12 protein-coding genes and 1 tRNA gene are annotated in these 16,764 nt (G+C 61.1%); 2 read left to right on the top strand and 11 right to left on the bottom strand.

Translation table 11 applies throughout. From position 1 onward, the window contains the following. Window positions 1-7: 7 nt before the first annotated feature. The 4 genes from DXB86_RS01295 to DXB86_RS01280 all read right to left on the bottom strand — a co-directional run bounded on the left by DXB86_RS01295 (window position 8) and on the right by DXB86_RS01280 (window position 6,576). Window positions 8-2,890 carry a proton-conducting transporter membrane subunit gene (locus tag DXB86_RS01295; protein ID WP_117735870.1) on the bottom strand — a complete coding sequence of 961 codons (2,883 nt, stop codon included), beginning with the start codon at window positions 2,888-2,890 and terminating at the stop codon, window positions 8-10. A gap of 287 nt (window positions 2,891-3,177) precedes the next feature. Next, window positions 3,178-3,573: a helix-turn-helix domain-containing protein gene (locus DXB86_RS01290; RefSeq protein WP_089573462.1), complete on the bottom strand. Its 396-nt coding sequence runs from the start codon at window positions 3,571-3,573 to the stop codon at window positions 3,178-3,180. A 449-nt stretch (window positions 3,574-4,022) separates the two neighbouring features. Next, a complete protein-coding gene (gene bilR, locus DXB86_RS01285) occupies window positions 4,023-6,053 on the bottom strand; it encodes a bilirubin reductase, long form (protein ID WP_233504105.1) in 2,031 nt (676 codons plus the stop codon). A 446-nt stretch (window positions 6,054-6,499) separates the two neighbouring features. Further along, window positions 6,500-6,576: transfer RNA gene (locus DXB86_RS01280), tRNA-Met, on the bottom strand. Window positions 6,577-6,772: 196 nt separating this feature from the next. Between DXB86_RS01280 and DXB86_RS01275 the strand changes: the two genes are divergently transcribed. After that, window positions 6,773-7,546 carry a type III pantothenate kinase gene (locus tag DXB86_RS01275; protein ID WP_158555250.1) on the top strand — a complete coding sequence of 258 codons (774 nt, stop codon included), beginning with the start codon at window positions 6,773-6,775 and terminating at the stop codon, window positions 7,544-7,546. Between the two features lie 283 nt (window positions 7,547-7,829). Here DXB86_RS01275 and DXB86_RS01270 read toward each other — a convergent pair whose 3' ends face one another. From DXB86_RS01270 to DXB86_RS01260, 3 genes are all read right to left on the bottom strand, one after another. After that, window positions 7,830-8,531: a hypothetical protein gene (locus DXB86_RS01270; protein ID WP_117735867.1), complete on the bottom strand. Its 702-nt coding sequence runs from the start codon at window positions 8,529-8,531 to the stop codon at window positions 7,830-7,832. Beyond that, a complete protein-coding gene (gene folP, locus DXB86_RS01265) occupies window positions 8,532-10,262 on the bottom strand; it encodes a dihydropteroate synthase (RefSeq protein ID WP_117735866.1) in 1,731 nt (576 codons plus the stop codon). 94 nt (window positions 10,263-10,356) lie between these two features. Then, on the bottom strand, window positions 10,357-11,109 hold the full coding sequence (locus tag DXB86_RS01260; protein WP_117735865.1) for an NAD-dependent protein deacylase: 753 nt from the start codon (window positions 11,107-11,109) through the stop codon (window positions 10,357-10,359). Between the two features lie 113 nt (window positions 11,110-11,222). Here DXB86_RS01260 and DXB86_RS01255 point away from each other — a divergent pair, with 113 nt between their 5' ends. Further along, a complete protein-coding gene (locus tag DXB86_RS01255; protein ID WP_055251527.1) occupies window positions 11,223-12,041 on the top strand; it encodes an exodeoxyribonuclease III in 819 nt (272 codons plus the stop codon). A 535-nt stretch (window positions 12,042-12,576) separates the two neighbouring features. On the opposite strand, the gene DXB86_RS01250 is transcribed toward DXB86_RS01255, so the two are convergent. From DXB86_RS01250 to DXB86_RS01235, 4 genes are all read right to left on the bottom strand, one after another. After that, window positions 12,577-13,275 carry a DUF6580 family putative transport protein gene (locus DXB86_RS01250; protein WP_233504104.1) on the bottom strand — a complete coding sequence of 233 codons (699 nt, stop codon included), beginning with the start codon at window positions 13,273-13,275 and terminating at the stop codon, window positions 12,577-12,579. A 121-nt stretch (window positions 13,276-13,396) separates the two neighbouring features. Next, window positions 13,397-13,834: a hypothetical protein gene (locus tag DXB86_RS01245; protein WP_117735863.1), complete on the bottom strand. Its 438-nt coding sequence runs from the start codon at window positions 13,832-13,834 to the stop codon at window positions 13,397-13,399. Window positions 13,835-13,912: 78 nt separating this feature from the next. Then, window positions 13,913-15,103, bottom strand: a complete 1,191-nt coding sequence (locus tag DXB86_RS01240) for an MFS transporter (protein ID WP_158555249.1) — start codon at window positions 15,101-15,103, stop codon at window positions 13,913-13,915. A 14-nt stretch (window positions 15,104-15,117) separates the two neighbouring features. After that, a complete protein-coding gene (locus tag DXB86_RS01235) occupies window positions 15,118-16,764 on the bottom strand; it encodes an amidohydrolase (protein ID WP_117735861.1) in 1,647 nt (548 codons plus the stop codon).

Raw genomic sequence — 16,764 nt, 5'->3', positions numbered from 1 at the left:
CCGCCTCCTAAATAAACACGTCGACGAGGATGGGCATAAGGTTGAGCAGGCCAAACACCAGCGCCACGCCCCAGCCGAGCTTAAAGCAGCTGCGCCAGGTGCTGCGTGCGAAGGTGTTGTCGATCAGCACCTCGACAAAATACGTCGCGGCCATCACGACCAGGGCTACGACCCAGCTCACCGGGTTGTCCCAAACAAAGAACATGCCCACCCACATCAAAAACAGCACGGTCTCACACCAGTGCATAAGGGTCATCTTGGCCAGCGTGCCGCCGCTCATCTCGGTGGCGACGCCCTGGACAATCTCCTGATGCGCGTGATGCGAGTACGAAAGGTCGAACGGCGACTTGCGTAGCTTGATGGTGAGCACCGCAAGCAGCGCCAAGAAAATGGGCGCGCTGTACACGATGATGGGCGCCGACTGTCCGGTCACGGCGATGGAATCAAAGCTATCGGTGGCAAGGTACAGGCCCACGCTCATCAGCAGAACGGCGGGCTCGTAGCTCATGACCTGCAGCAACTCGCGGTCGGCACCGACCTGGGCAAACGGGCTTTGCGTCGAGGCGGACGCCAGCACCACAAAGATCGCGGCGAGCGTAACCATAAAAGCGCACAGCAGCGTGTTGGAGCCCGACACAAAGATGCCGCCGCCCACGACGGTAAAGATGAGCGCGCACGCCATATAGGTATCGTCCATGGTGTTTACGCTGGCAGGGGCCTTGCGCAGCAGCTTGGCAACGTCGTAGAAGGGCTGCAGCAGGCGCGGGCCCACGCGGCCCTGCATGCGAGCGGACAGCTTGCGGTCAAGGCCGTCGATCAAGCCGCCCGCAAGCGGCGCCAGCAAGGCAAACGCCACGGTGCCAATAAAAATGCCCACGACGCCCGAGCCTTCGAAATACTTACCGCGCAGCACCGAGGGCGCGCTCATGGCAAGCCGCTCGGGCCCAATCCACGCGCAACACAGCAGCGCGAACAGAATGATGCCGCAGCACACAACGCTACCCGCGGGGCCAATACGCTTCTCGCCAAGGGCGTCCTCCGAGTACCAATTGCGCTTTTCGGCCTTTACCTCGTGTCCCATCGAGCCGCGGAAATGGCGGTAATTGTCGGTTCCCACACCCGAAAGATATACGTTTACGTGCGGTTTGTTACTCACGCGGAATGAAGTCAGCAGTACCACGGCGATAAAAGCCACGATAACCACCATCAGATACATGGAGTCCTTGCCAATAACGTACGGCACGCGGCCAAACACCATAGCCAAGTAAGGCGACACCAGACCGCTCGAGATAACCGGGAACGCCACGCAGCACAGAATGAGCAGCGCGGCGATGGTGTTGAGGGCCGCCCACTCGGTCTTGTGAACATTGCCCTCCACGTTTTGGGCCGTGGGGTCGACGCCCGAAAGCTTGGCGAGCCACTTGCCCCAGAAGAAAAACGTCGCGGCCGAGCCAAAGGCAAGCACCATGATCATGAGCACGTTGCCGGTCTGCGCAAACGCCACCAGGGCGCCCCACTTGGACACGAGCATGCCAAACGGCGCCACAAACATGCCCATGATACCCAGCATCATCAGGCGCGTCAGGTGCGGCATGCGGCTGAACATACCGTCCATGTCCTCGATATCGCGGCTGCCGATATGATGCTCGGCCGTGCCCACGCACAGGAACAGCAGCGACTTGGCCACCGTGTGGAACAGGATCAGGAAGATGGCGGCCCATACGGCCTCGGGCGCGCCGACACCCAAGCAAGCACTGATGAGGCCCAAGTTGGAGATGGTGGAGTACGCGAGGACGCGTTTGGCGTTGCTCTGCGAGATGGCCATGAGGGCAGCGAGCAAAAACGTGATGGCACCCACGCTCGTGACCATAAAGCCAGTCACGGGATAGATGGCATAGAGCGGGCTGAGCTTGACCATCAGGAACACGCCGGCTTTGACCATGGTTGACGAGTGCAGCAGGGCGCTCGTGGGCGTGGGGGCAACCATGGCACCCAATAGCCAAGTGTGGAACGGCATCTGCGCGGCCTTGGTGAGTGCGGCGAGCGACAGCAGAACGACCGGCATCACCAGCAGCGCGGATTGCGCGGTTCCGGCGCCGGAAAGCTCGATCATGCCCGAGATGGTCAGCGGCATGCCGTTAACGTGCAGGTACATGAGCCCGGCCAAAAACGCGATGCCGCCCAGCATGTTGAGGATGATCTGGGTGAAAGCGTTTTTTATGGCCTCGGGCGTGCGCGTGTAGCCAATCATGAGGAACGAGCACACGGTGGTGATTTCCCAGCCACAGAACAGCCACTCAAGGTTGTCGCTTGTCACGATGACGAACATGGCCGAGAGGAACAGGAACATAAGCGCCAGGAACTGCGGGCGTCGGTCAGGCGCCGTCTGCCCGCGCAGCGCTGCCTCGTGCTCGTCGTGGGCCTGGAAGTCCTTCATGTAGCCCAGGGCGTACACGCAGATAAGGCTGCCGACAATGCCGACGGCAAGCACCATGATCACGCTCATGTAGTCAAGGTAGAGTGGCGTTGCCGTGACGGCTTCGGTCGCGGGCAGCGTCATAGCTGCAAAGGTGAGCGAGCCCACCAGCTGCACCACGCCGAGCACCGTGGTGAGCGTGCTCTTATATTTACGCGCGTTGTACAGGATGACGGCGCACAGGATCACGTCGATGACGGAGCTGATGATCGAGAGCACATGCGAGGTGCCGGGGGCAACCTCGAAGCTCTGCGGGCCCGTGCCAAAAAACATGACGGCGACTACAACCGTCACCGCCATAATAATGCCGGAGCCTACAAGCCCTACCGCATCGCGGGCGCGGTCACCGCGCGCGAGCAGCATGCCCAGCGCCGGTACCAGCGGAAACAGGGTAAGGAAATACAGTAGCGTCATACCATCACTCCCCCATGCAAAAACGCTGCAATTGTTTAACGTTATAGCTCAGTTGAGGAGTAGCGGCGGCGGGTTTTCGGTCAACTGGAGAGTTTTAGGCGTACGGGGTAACGAGTCTGTCCGCTTTGGAGCAGAGAGGCGACGCTCCCCCTATCGCGGCGGCGGGCGCACGGGCCACTGCGCGCGGTTTATTAACCACTTTGGAGGATGTTCCAGTAGGCTCACGACGGTCCAAAAAGTTGGCGCGGCAAGAAAAATGCGCCCCTGTGGGCGCACCATCCCGTTCGCTATTCCGCCTTTTTAACGCGCGGCTTGCGACCGCGCGGCTTATCAACCAGCGCGGACTCACCGCTCTCGCGATACTGGCGGCACCAAGCCTTGACCGAAGACTCGCTGGGAATCTTGTGCTTGATCATGGCCTCGCGAACCGTTAAGCCGTTTTCCAAGCGGTCCTTGACCACGGCGAGCTTAACTTCGTACGAATAGGTGTGATGATGCGAACCGGCGTTGAGAACGGCGTCGGCACCGCCTACGGCATACGCGCGGGCCCACTGACGAGCCGTGGCCTGGGGAATGCCAAGCTCCGCGGCGAGGGCGCGATGACCGACCCCCTCTTGGAGGATCTCGACGGCGCGCTGCCTAACCTCGGGCGCATGCGTGCGAGTCCTAGTTGCTTCCGACATACCTGCCACTTCTTAGCCTTAACCGTTAATCTGCTTTCTTACGTGCAAGTTAGATAGTAGCATTTTACTGTTTGCTCAAAGCAGTTAATTAAAATAGACGCGGCGTTATCTGGGCATTTGGCACCAATTTACGACATTTCTTTATCGATTATTTACGCTGGTAGCTGACTCGCAGCCAATCGTCATTCGCCTGTCAACAAAATTGACACCTCTTTATGTCCTTTGCTATAGCGGATATGATTATTAACCCCTCCCCCAATTATTTTGAGTAATCGGCAAGGCAGTAGACGTCCTTACTCCTCATGATTACCGCGCATTGCCATCCACCGGAGCAAAACAAAAAGGGCGGGGCCTGCTGCGCTTGCAGGCCCCGCACCGGTTGACACCCGACGGGACACAGCCGGGCGAGACGGATCCGTGCTACCGTCCCGCCTGGCCGCGATGTTCAGCTACAGCTCGTTGGCCGCGTGATACGCCGTGCGAATGGCGCTCGCAATGTCGGCGGTGCGCTCGCCCGAGCAGTCGCCCACGCAGGTCACGGGCACCGTTACGCCGTCCAGGTCAAACCCGTTGGCCTTGGAGCCCACGGCCATCACCACGTAATCGCAGGCGATCTTCACCGGCTCCTCGGCGCCGTCCTCGGTGGTGTGCACGGCCTCCACGCCCTCGTCGGTAATGGCGGTCAGGCGGGTCTTAACATGCTGCTCAACGTTGTGGGCGGCAAAGTCGTTCATAATCAGCGGCAGAATGGTCTCGGACTCGCCTGCGGCAATCTTGTCGAGCATCTCGACAATCGCCACCTCGCAGCCGTTCTGCAGCAGGTACTCGGCAGTCTCGGTGCCCACCAGGCCGCCGCCGATAACGGCGACGCAGCCCGCGAGCTCCGCCTTGCCGGCCAGCACGTCCCAGCTCGAGACGACCTTGTCCGAATCGGCGCCCGGAACGGGGATGACCACGTCGTGCGCGCCCACAGCCACAATCGCGGCGTCGGCGGCGTTGAGGTCCGCGGGGCGAGCGGCATGGTTGAGCTCAACCTTTACGCCCAGGCCGGGCAGAATCTTCTCGTAATACTCCACCGAGCGCATGATCTCGTCCTTGCGCGGAGGCGCGGCCGCCAGCACAATCTGGCCGCCCAGATGATCGCTCGCCTCATAGACGGTCACGTCGTAGCCGCGCTTGGCCGCCACGCGCGCGGCCTCCAGGCCGGCAATACCGCCGCCCACCACGGCGATCTTCTTGTCGCCCTCGCCCGGCTTAATGGCGATGGTCGCCTCGTCGCCGTTCTCGGCATTGAGCACGCACGAGATGTATTTGCGGTTTTGAATCGCGTCGACGCAGCCCTTGTTGCAGTTGAGGCACTCGCGGATGGGCTCACCCGTGGCGGCCTTCAGCGCAATGTCGGGGTCGCACATGAGCGAGCGGCCGTAGGCGATGATGTCGGCCGCGCCGTCTTCCAGAATCTTCTCACCGGCCTCGACCGAGACAACGCGGCCGACGGTTGCCACCGGCACGGAGACCAGGGCCTTGACGCGCTCGGCCACCGGCAGCGTCCAGTTGTAGGGCATGGCGCCCATGGGCGGAATGGTGTCTCCCATGTTGCCGGTGTGGTTGGCCTGCGCGACCTGGATCATGTCGATGCCCGCGCCCTCGAGCAGCTTGGCAAACTCGCAGGCCTCATCGGGCTGCAGGCCGCCCTTGCCGCGCGGCGTGCCGTCGGGGTTCTCCATGATCACGGGGAGCTTGTACTCCACCATCAGCTCCGGTGCGGCTTCCTTAATGGCGGCGACGACCTCCAGCGCGTAGCGAACGCGGTTCTCGAACGAGCCGCCGTACTCGTCGGTGCGCTTGTTGAGGATGGCCGAGCACAGCGAACCCACCAGGCGGTCGCCGTGGACCTCGATGGCGTCGATCCCGGCCTGCTGTGCGCGAGCGGCCGAGGCAGCGATGGCCTCCTTGATCTGGGTGAGTTGCTCCACGGTGGCCTCGTTCACAAAGTGCTGCATGTCGTGGTGCAGCTTGGCGTAGGCCTGCTTGCGAATCTCGTTGGACTCGGCCATCTTGGCGGCAAAGGCCTCCTCGTCGCCGGCGGCCTTGGCCTCCTGCGCAGCTTTCGCAGCGGCCATGGAACCCATGACCATGCGGCCGACACCGGGCACGTCGTACTCGGGATGGAACAGCTGCAGCGCGACCTTGGCACCGTGCTTGTGGACGGCGTCGGCCAGCGCCTTAAACGTGGGGATCTGGGCATCGGTCGCCAGCTTGGGCGTGGGGCTCGCGGTCATAACGGGAGCGACGTCGCCGATGACGATGTAGCTCACGCCGCCACGGGCCAGGCGCTCGTAAAAAGCCAGGCTGCGCTCGCCAATGGAACCGTCGCGCTCCTCGTAGCCGGTGGTGAGCGGCGGGAACATAATGCGGTTCTTGAGCTCAAGGGGGCCAACCGTAATGGGCTGGAGCAGCTTAGTGGCAGGTGCGGTCATGGACATTCCTCTCTTGTAGGCGCGGCGGCGATGTTGCCGCGTAGTTGTCTAGAGGATATGGCATGGAGGTACAGCGGCACAACGAAAATCGGCGAATATCAGGTGGCGGCAGGTGGATGGAGCGGACGGCCCGTCGGTTTGTCTCAATCTGTAACAGTTAGGCCCTATTTTGCCGAGCAACTGTTACAGATTGAGACGAACCAATCTAGCCTGCCGAAAGATCTAGATCTGTAACAGTTACTCAGTAAAAACCGTCCCTCGTGTTACAGATTTAGACAAACGAAGACCGTCCTGCCGAAACATCTCAATCTGTAACACCTAGCCGCCCAAATCGGGTCTAGATGTTACAGATCGAGATTTTGTTTGAGAGGCCGAGAATTGGACCGAAAACACGGTCCCGAAATAACAAAAAAGCTCGCCGGCTAGGCCGACGAGCTGCAAGTTCTTGGTCGCGGGGGCAGGATTTGAACCTACGACCTCCGGGTTATGAGCCCGGCGAGCTACCAGACTGCTCCACCCCGCAATGTCTGGGCGCCTCATGTGCGCAAGAAAGAATATTACGCGGGAGTTCGGTAAACGGCAAGGAAAATCTCGTAGAGCATAATTCCTTCATATTTAAACCCCTCAGCCCCTATCACCGTAAACGAATCGCAGCCGAGCGCCGTCGACGGCACGTATACAATGGTGCGCGTCCTTTTATGCCGACACCGGGAGTAGACATGCTGCTCGCTATCGATATGGGAAACACGCAGACGGCCATGGGCCTGTTTGACGGAGACGAGCTGGTGCAGTCGTGGCGCATGCCCACCGACCGCTCCTATACCGCCGACGAGATCCATGTGCGCCTGATGGGTTTCTTTAAGATGTACGGCCTTTCGCTCGATGCGGTCGACGCGATCGCCTTTGCGGGCGTGGTGCCGCAGCTCTCGCGCGAGTGGCACGCCGTGGCCGACCGCATTGCCGCGGACGCCATCGTCATCGGGCCGCAGACGGCCGCCGTAACCAAGCTGCGGGCGGCGCGCCCCCAGGCCGTTGGTGCCGACCGCATCGCCAACGCCGTCGCTGCCGAGACCTTCTATGGCGCGCCGGCGATCGTGGTGGACTTTGGCACCGCGACCAATATCGACGTCATCGATGAGGACGGTTATTACATTGGCGGAGCGATCGCGCCGGGCATTCGCATCTCCATGGACGCGCTTGCCGCCCGTGCCGCCAAGCTCGCCAGCGTGCCGCTCGAGGCGCCCGAGCACGCCATCGGCCGCGATACCGAGGAGTGCATCAAGGTCGGCGCCGTGATGGGCGCCGCCGCCATGGCTGAGGGCCTGGTCGCGCGCATGAAGCGCGAGCTGGGCCGCGAGGATGCCACCGTTATCGCCACGGGCGGTCTCGCCAGCATCGTCGCCGATTCGACCGATGCCTTCGACGTGGTCGACGGACAGCTCACCATCAAGGGTATCTGCGAAATCTACCGCCGCATGCAGGAGCTGGGGTAGGACAGGGGCTTAAGTCGAGCATGCCCGATGCCACAGCCCCCGCAAACGTTCGCCAAGCCTATTCCTCAAAACTGAATTATTTTCAATTATGAGGAATAGCGGCTCCTCGAATACACCCAGCACAGCGATATCGTGCATGTTTCCTATTCCTCAAAAACGAAAATTTTTCAGTTTTGAGGAATAGGGCGCTGGCAACCCATTCCCCAGATAGGCGAAACCCTCCCCGGCACAGGCCGAAGAGGGCTTCGTTGTCATCGCTATCTTTGAGCGCGGGCACCTCGCGTTACAGTCCGCGAATCCGTACGGCCTCGGGCGGAAACTCCTGCTCGCCGGCATCGGTCTTGATGGTCGCGCGACCCCAGATGTCCAGGCCCGCAAACACACCGACCGCAAGCGGCAAGCCGCTGGGCGACACCGCCGCGACCTGACGACCCAGCAGTGGCACCATGTCAAAGTACTCGCCCAGCACCGGAGCCAGCGGGCCGGCAGCGCCCTGTGGTGTGTTGGCGGCAACCTTCCAGGTGTCCACGCGGGTCAGCACGGCGGTGGCCAATGCCTCGACCAGCGCCTCATCTGCCATATCCACGCCAAGCTCGCCCAGCGCCGCACGTTCAATATCAACCGTCACCGCGGCAAACATGCCCGCAGCACCGGCACCGCCGTTGACGGCGACGCGCGCGAGCGACGTCTCAAACGCAGGCGCACCGCACACGATATCGCTCGGCCACTGGATACCCACCTTACCGGCAAGGCCCAGGCCCGGCGTCGATGCCGTGCCCACGAGCGCGTCCATCATGCCCATCGCGGCCACAAACGGCAGGCCGTGGAAGGCGTGCATATTCACATCCGGACGCACGACCAGCGAAAACGTCAGCGAAGCATCGCCCGCGTTCCATGCGCACCAGCCCGCGGACACGCCCTCGCGGCCCGCGTCACGCGCCGCGTCGAGCTCGGTACCGGCGACAACAGCATTCATCTCGATCATCTACATACGCCCCAATTCGCCCACGATATGGCCCACGCGATCCTCGGGTTCCTTGACCTCGACGCCATTGTAGCGGAAGAACCGCGCCGGGTCGTGCATCAGATCCTCGAGCGGCACCAGCACAAAGTCACGCTCGCCGATCAGCGGATGCGGCAGGCGCAGCTTTTTGCCGCCGTGGGTCTCGCCGTCCATCCACAGCAGGTCCAAGTCGATGGTGCGCGGACCGTTGGCCTTGGCCTTTTTGGAGCGGTCGCGACCCAGCTCGGCCTCGATCTTCATGAGCTCGTCGAGCAGCACCAACGGCGCCAGCTCGGTCTTAATCTCGATGACGGCGTTGGCAAACGCGTCCTGGCGCGTCTCGTAGGCCGGCTCGCTCTCGTAGATCTTGGAGGAGTTGGACACGCAGGTGAGTGGAATCTCGGCGATCATATCGCGTGCGGCGCGGATGTTGTCACAGCGATGCCCCAGGTTGGAGCCCACGGCCACAAACGCGCGGCGCGGCTGCGGCTTGGCAACCGCCCAGTAGCCGTTCAGGAACTGCGCAAAGCCCGCGGCGTCGTGCACACGCACGATGTTGGCACCGGCCTGGATGGCGCCCAGGCACACGCCAAACGTAGCGGCATCGCGCTCGGCGGCCTCGGTCACGCCCGAGACGGCGCCCACAAAGCGCTTGCGCGATACGGCGCACATGAGCGGATAGCCCAGTGACGCCATCTTGGCAGTCTCGCGCTGGATGACGATGTCCTCGTTGGCCGTCTTGCCAAAGCCCGGACCGGGATCGATGCAGATGCGGTCGCGCGACACGCCGGCGTGGATGAGCGCGCGGGCCTGGTCGGACAGAAAGCCCATGACGCGGCGCATGATGGGCGCCGAATCGGGCAGGGTGAAGCGGCGGAGCTGCGAGGTGGGCACGTAGGCTTCCTCGCGGCGGGCGCTGCGGCGCATCATGGCGGCCAGGCGGTCATTGGGCTCCGATGCGGCCTCGGTGGCCTCGGGCGCGGGCGCGACGGTCTCGGCGGCAGCAGCCTGCTCGGCGGCCGGCGTCTCCTGCTCGCTTGCAGGCTCGGTCGCGGGCTCAGGTTCGCCAAACGGCAACGAGGGCTGCACCACGCCACCCGGAAGCTTGGCCTCCGGCTTAGGCTCACCCAGCAACTTGCCGCGACGGCGGCGAGCCGGCTTCTCGGCCTCGCGCGCGGCCTCAGCAGCCGCCTCGCGCGCCTTCTCGGCAACAAACGCCGCGGCCGAGGTATCGAGCTGCACCGTCGCGTGCGTGCGAGCGGACGCGGCGACCTCGCCAGCGTGCATCACGATAACGCCGCAGGTGCTCGTCTTAACAAACTCGACCATCTTGGGGTCGGTGAATCCCGTCACGTCGTTGACGATAGAGGCGCCGCAGCGCACGGCCGCCTTAGCAACTGCCACGTGGCGCGTGTCGATCGAGACGATGGCCCCCTCTTTGGCGAGCGCGCGCACGACGGGCAGCACGCGACGCGCCTCCTCGTCGGGGTTGACCGGGGTAAAACCGGGGCGCGTGGACTCGCCGCCTACGTCGATGATGTCGGCGCCGGCGTCGAGCATCGCCAGGCCGTACTCGATGGCGGCATCCGGGTCGAAGTGTTCCCCGCCGTCGCTAAACGAATCGGGCGTCACGTTGAGGACGCCCATGATGCGCGGACGGTCAAAGCTGAGCTCGTACTTTCCGCACCGCCATGTCTTGCTATCGTTCGCCATGAACATCCTCCTCAAATGCCCACGCCGCCGCGCTCGGGCGCTGGCGGCGGGGTCGCTTTGCAATCAGTCTTTCTATTGTATCCGCGCGCGCGGGCTAGAACGCAAACGCGGCCGCGATGTCGCAAGAAATCAGCAGGTCGGCATTTGCATCCTGGTCGGTGGGCGCCAAATTGCAAATGGCCAGCGTATCGCCAGTAAAGTAACGCGTGAGGCCCGCCGCCGGATACACTACGAGCGAGGTTCCACCCACAATAAGGGCATCGGCCGCGGCGATAGCGGCAACGGCACCGGTGAGCACGCGCTCGTCGAGTGGCTCCTCGTAGAGCACCACATCGGGCTTGATGCGCCCGCCGCACGCGGGGCACACGGGTACGCCCGCGGCGTCCTCGTGCTCGCGCGAGCAAATCCACTCGGCGCTATAGACCGCGCCGCACGACTGGCAAATGTTGCGATGGACCGATCCGTGCAGCTCGAACACGCGCTGCGAGCCCGCCATCTGATGCAAGCCGTCGATGTTTTGCGTCACCACGGCATCGAGCTTGCCAGCTCGCTCCAGCTCGGCCAGCTTGGTGTGGCAGCGGTTGGGCTTAGCGTTAAGCGCGATCATCTTGGTTCGGTAAAAGTCGAAGAACTCCGCCGGATGTGTCTCGTAAAAGCTGTGCGAGAGCATGGTCTCGGGCGGATAGGCAAACTGCTGGTGATACAGGCCGTCCACGCTGCGAAAATCGGGAATGCCGCTCGCCGTGGAAACACCAGCGCCGCCAAAGAACACCACACGCCCGTGGGTATTGAACAGCTCCGCCAGCGCGGTGGAGGCCTGCTTGGAATCTGTTATCGCTTGCGTCATGTTTGTCCTCCGTCCGTGTCTCCGGGACGGCGGCGTTCGCACTATCACTCGCGGACTCCACCCCGCCCCTGTTGCGCTAATCTTAAGCCTGCCAACCCCGTCGAAAGGACACCATGCCTCAGACTTACACTTTCGCCTCGTGGAACGTCAACGGCCTGCGCGCCGTGCTCAAAAAGGACCCGAGCTTTATCCAGATCGCGCAAGAACTCGACGTCGGTATCCTGGCGCTGCAAGAGACCAAGCTGCAAGAGGGCCAGGTCGATATTGACCTGCCCGGCTATCACCAAACCTGGAGCTACGCCGAGCGTAAAGGCTATTCGGGCACCGCAGTCTTTAGCCGCCAGGAACCGCTGCGCGTGCTACGCGCCAACGCACTGCTGCCCTACGCCGGCGAAGGCGAGGCTGCCGAGCTCGTCGCCCAAGCCGCGACCGAGGGCCGCGTCTGCGCGCTCGAGTTCGACAAGTTTTGGTTTGTCGACGTCTATACGCCCAACGCCCAAAATGAGCTCGCGCGCATCGATGTACGCATGGCCTGGGACGATGCCTATCGTGGCTTTTTGAGCGCACTAGAGCGCGAGACCGGCAAGCCCGTGGTGACCTGCGGCGACTTTAACGTGGCACACGAGGAGATCGATCTTAAGAACCCCAAGTCCAACCGCGGCAACGCAGGCTTTTCGGACGAGGAGCGCGGCAAGTTTACCGAGCTGCTCGACGCCGGTTTTACCGACACCTGGCGCGCGGCCAATCCGGACGTCGAGGGCGTCTACAGCTGGTGGAGCTACCGCTTTAATGCCCGCAAGAACAACGCAGGCTGGCGCATCGACTACTTCCTGGTAAGCAACGCAATCGCCGGCAATGTGCGCGACGCCGGCATCCGCGGCGACATCTTTGGCAGCGACCACTGCCCCGTCACCCTCACCCTAGAGCTCTAGCCCCAACTGATCTCCTGGGGACGGAGGAAAAGGAATCATTTTCACTTCGCGAGATCATCCACGCAGCTCGCTTGCCACGAAACTGGCCCATCTACTACGTTTAAGCCACTACCCTCAACCACAGTGAACAACGCAAAAAGAAAACCGCAGGTAGAAAGCCTGCGGTTTTTCATAAAACGCGGTCATGGTCGGGAGTATCAAGCTAAACGTAGTAGATGGGCCAGTTTCGTGGCAAGCGCCGTCAACTGATTCCCTGGGGACATCTGGGGACGGAAGAAAATGGATCAATTTGGCTCTCCGAGGGCCACGATGCCCGTCGTATCAGCCGGCTATTTCAAAACTATGCCGGTTTACGGGGCTGAATCGCGAACCCCTAACCATACGCAATTCCGAGATAATAAACCCGCAGGTAGACGGTGTGCCCTATTTCGAAAAATGCTGGTATGGTCGGCCCGCGCTAATCTAACCCCGTAAACCGGCATAGTTTTGAAATGGCACTTCGGCAGTATTGATTCCCGCCCCGGCGCAACCAGCCCTACAGCCCGTATTTCACGACGACACGGTTAATGCGACGGCACCAAGGCTTGTACAAGGCGGCCAAAAACACGCAGGTCGCAAGGCCGTGCGTAATATCGAACGGCACTGCCGTGGCAAGACGCGCCACGGCACCCGCCCAAGTAAGCGGCTGTACAAAACCAATGATGTCATACGCGTTGATCACGACGCCATAGAGCAGGCCCGACGCAAAGCCGTACGCCAGCAGTGCTGGCATGCGCACGGTGCCGTCGACGCGGTCGAACGCACCCGCATACGCTAGCGCGCCGCCAACATAGCCAACCAGCCCCCAGGCATACATCTGCCACGGCGTCCACATGCCCTGCCCAAAAAAGAAATTGCTGGTCAGCGCTGCCAACGCGCCAACCATAAAACCATTGCGGCGACCAAGCGTCGCCCCCGCGATAATGGCGATGGCACTCACCGGTTTAAAGTCGGGAATGGGACCGAACAAGATGCGCCCCGCCGCGGCCAACGCCGCCAACACCAGCGTGGGCATAATCTGGCGCAGGCCCGGGCGCGACGCCTCGTAACCCGCAAAGAACAGCGCAAGCACCAGCGCCACCACGACAAGCATGGCAAGCGCCGCCTGCTCAATACCTGCCAGCAACGCTGCAGCCATCACCGCAGGAACCGCCAGCAGCAGCGGGATTTCCATATGTTGCAAGACGCGCGACAACGGCAGCCCCCATCAAACGAATGTCCGTTTATGGTAGCACGGGCAAAATGAGGCCGACCAATCCCCCGGCCGGCCTTGGCTGCCAGTCGATCAGGCTTTCGCCACGCGACCGGTCTTGGCGCTATTCGCCCGTAACTTTAGCGGCAATGGCCGCGACAAAGGGATCAAACAGCAAGCCGCCCACAACGACAAAGGCCCATCCGCCCACCACGAGGCGAACCCAACGCGAGAAAAACGGCACACCGTCGATAACGCCAACGCCTGACTGAAACGCGACTTCAAATAGCCCGATAATGCAGAAGAGCAGAGTAGCGCCCACAACGGTTCCGCAAATCCGTGCGCCCGGAGTGTTCCGATCAAAACAAAAAAACTCAACGCACGTCTCAATTGCTTTGCCAAAGAGCGGCAAAAAACCCACGAACTGTGCAATACCGATGGCCAGAATAAGCTGCCCCCAGAAACCAGTAAGTCCCTGAAAATCTAAGCCAGGCTTTCCCTCAACAATCGGCAGAAATGAACACATGAATAGAGGATTAACGATGCCGTTGAGAATGGTCACGGCGGTACTCTTTTTTAGTGTCAAGTAGACCAACTCCTTTTGCCCTTGTCGGCCAGGCCCAAAGGGCGAAAACAGGTGTTACATAAGTGAATCGGGAGACGGCAGGAATGGAGACGCCAGCGCCGTCGCGCCAAACAAAACAGCGCACCCAAATAGAAGCGTTTCATAGCTCTCGCCAATGCAGAAGGAGAGGGCCACGGGAATCAAAAACGTAAGCCCCAGCGAAACGGTGCTCACCACGCCACCGGCGCTTCCTGCAAGCCCCTCGCGCACCTCGGGCAACATGTAGGGTAGCGACTGAACGACCGGACCGGCGACGGCAGTCGAAGCGCCAATCGCAAACATGAGCCCGACAGAAGGCTGAGAGACAAAAGCCTCTCCGGCCCACATAAGGGCACTCCCCGCCATTGCGGCGATGGCCATAAACACGCGATAGTCGCCAAATTGCGCTCGCGCGTAGGGACCGGCCACGCTGCCGACAATCGACCCAAGCGTCACGAAAGAGGCAAGAAGCCCGGCGACCTGGGGTTCGGTTGAAACCTCAAGTGCCGAGACAAGATAACCAGAGTACGCCGTAGCCGATGCAAGGGCGACTCCAAGCAGTATCGCCACGAGCCAAACCATCGGCATCTTGATTACCGTCGCAAACGCACTTGCCGACGACGAAGCAGGCTCCGCACCCTGAACGCCAAGGCCATCTGCAGCCTGCAGAACATCTGCCGATGGCGCAACCAGCAGCCACAGCAATCCAAACACGGCAAATAAAACGGCAGCAAGGGCATATGCTCGTCCGGGCGTTGCAAAGAGAGGAGAGGTTGCAAGCGAGCAGGCGATTCCGCCCGACCCCGCAGCGTAGAACCATCCCATGGCCCTATCGGTTTCTCCGCCAAAAGCAGAACCAAGCACTTTTAGAACGATGGCATTCACGACGCATGGTGCCGCGCCCAGAAGCATGGTCGCCGTGAACAGCGTCGCAAACGATGCGCACTCCGCGCGAGCAGCCGCTGCAATTGCAGAAATCGCCGATGCGATGAATACGAGCACCTTCACGCCATATCGATCGGCGCAAACGCCGACAGGCATGCCGAATACAACGGCAGGAACAAACGGGGCAAACAGGACGGCTGAAAACTCGGCCGAGGTCAGATGCAGGTCCGACACAACCAGATGTGCCAATCCCGACACCTGATACTGCGCGTAGTTCGCAGCAAACACGATGCCGCACACCACAAACAGCAGGGCATATTTTTCGACCGTCCCTTTGCTCACGTTCATCACCCTATCTATGCTTCATCCTTGCGATAGACGACGCGTCCGTTAAAGATCGTCGTCTCGACTTCGAGATCGCGAAGCGCCATCGGGTTCATTTCAAACGGATTGCCCGACAGGATGACGATATCGGCAAGCTTGCCGGCGGCAAGGCTGCCCAAACGGCGCTCAAAGCCCTCGACATATGCTGAGCCGAGCGTGTGCGCTTGCAGCGTCTCGCCGAGCGTCAGGGCATTCTCGCGGAAGTATCCCTCCGCCGGGTGCCCGTCAAACTCGCTACGCGTCACCGCAGCATACACGGTATCGATAGGATCGATTGACATCACCGCAGGCCAGTCAGTACCAAGCCCTAAGTGGATTCCGCCATCGGCCTCTTCCCTATAGCGCCACATGTGGCTCATGCGCTCTTCGCCAAGAGACTCCTCGTACACGCCCTGCCCAAGGCCTCCGATGGGATGCTGCGGCTGAATCGCAGCATTAATGCCCAGGCGCTTCATGCGAGCAATATCCTCGAGCTTCAGGTTATCTGTATGCTCGATAGCAAAACGCGCCCCCTTGTTGCCGCACACCTCCTCGGCACGCTCGACGGCATCGATAATCATCGTGGCCGATGCGTCGCCGATGGCATGAATACGAACATCGAAGCCATTCATGCTGGCCTCGAGCATCATGCGGTCAAGCGTCTCCTGGTTGCATGCTGGTTCGCCGCGAAAGTCCTTCCCCGTAGGAGCGTTAAGATACGGCTCATGCATGTAGGCCGTGTACGCCTCGGGACAGCCGTCCAAAATGTACTTGAGACCCGCCATTCGGACGCGCTCGCCGTGATGACGCACACGCAGGGCCTGCGACTCTGCCATCGGAGCGTCGAGCGCAGAATAGTAGCTAATACGCAGCGTACTCAGGTCCTCGCTCGCCAGACGGTCATAGATGTCGTACACGCCGGGCGTAGTCACGCCCAAAGGATACATATCACCAATCGAAGTTATGCCGAGCTTGTTGAACTTGCGCATCGACTTGAGCAACGACGCATCAAGGTCCGGCTTATTGAGCACAACATCGAGCAAGATGTTCGTCGCCTGGGGCTCGGATAAAAAGCCATTCGGCTCGCCGTTGTCAAAGTGGCGAATAAGACCACCTTCAGGCGTCGGTGTATTGCGATCAATACCAACCGCCCTAAGCGCGGCGGTATTGCACCACACCACGTGCATCGAAAAATCCGAAAGCACGATTGGGCGGTCGATATCGAGTGCATCGAGGCTGCGGCAATCAGGGTCAATCGGGTTTTCCCATGCAGGCGAATACCAACCCTGGCCGTAAATCCACGGATTGTCAGGGTGTTCGGCAGCAAACTTTGCCACAGCATCCACGCAAGCCTGCTCACTCGGCAGGAACATCAGATCGCAACAGAAGTCTTCATCCTTCTGGATTGAACCAAGCGCAAAATGCATGTGTGAATCGTTGAATCCGGGCATGACCAGTTTGTTGCCGGCGTCAATAACCTCAGTATCGGGACCGATAAACGGCTGCACCTTGTCGGGAGAGCCCACGGCCACAATCTCGCTGCCGCGAACTGCAACGCACCCAGCGCGAGGCTCAAGTTCCTCGGCCGTAAACAGCGCCGTCGTCTTAAGGACGACATCGGAAGGGACTACCGCCTCCAT

This window comes from Collinsella sp. OM06-18AC, from assembly GCF_003438785.1.
Taxonomy (GTDB): domain Bacteria; phylum Actinomycetota; class Coriobacteriia; order Coriobacteriales; family Coriobacteriaceae; genus Collinsella.
The sequence above is the reverse complement of the archived record's forward strand: the minus strand, read 5'-3'. Positions and strand labels throughout refer to the sequence as shown.

Coding starts and splice junctions, on each gene's coding strand:
- DXB86_RS01295 (WP_117735870.1), bottom strand. CDS start 2,890: ATGACGCTACTGTATTTCCTTACCCTGTTTCCGCTGGTACCGGCGCTG.
- DXB86_RS01290 (WP_089573462.1), bottom strand. CDS start 3,573: ATGTCGGAAGCAACTAGGACTCGCACGCATGCGCCCGAGGTTAGGCAG.
- bilR (WP_233504105.1), bottom strand. CDS start 6,053: ATGACCGCACCTGCCACTAAGCTGCTCCAGCCCATTACGGTTGGCCCC.
- DXB86_RS01275 (WP_158555250.1), top strand. CDS start 6,773: ATGCTGCTCGCTATCGATATGGGAAACACGCAGACGGCCATGGGCCTG.
- DXB86_RS01270 (WP_117735867.1), bottom strand. CDS start 8,531: ATGATCGAGATGAATGCTGTTGTCGCCGGTACCGAGCTCGACGCGGCG.
- folP (WP_117735866.1), bottom strand. CDS start 10,262: ATGGCGAACGATAGCAAGACATGGCGGTGCGGAAAGTACGAGCTCAGC.
- DXB86_RS01260 (WP_117735865.1), bottom strand. CDS start 11,109: ATGACGCAAGCGATAACAGATTCCAAGCAGGCCTCCACCGCGCTGGCG.
- DXB86_RS01255 (WP_055251527.1), top strand. CDS start 11,223: ATGCCTCAGACTTACACTTTCGCCTCGTGGAACGTCAACGGCCTGCGC.
- DXB86_RS01235 (WP_117735861.1), bottom strand. CDS start 16,764: ATGGAGGCGGTAGTCCCTTCCGATGTCGTCCTTAAGACGACGGCGCTG.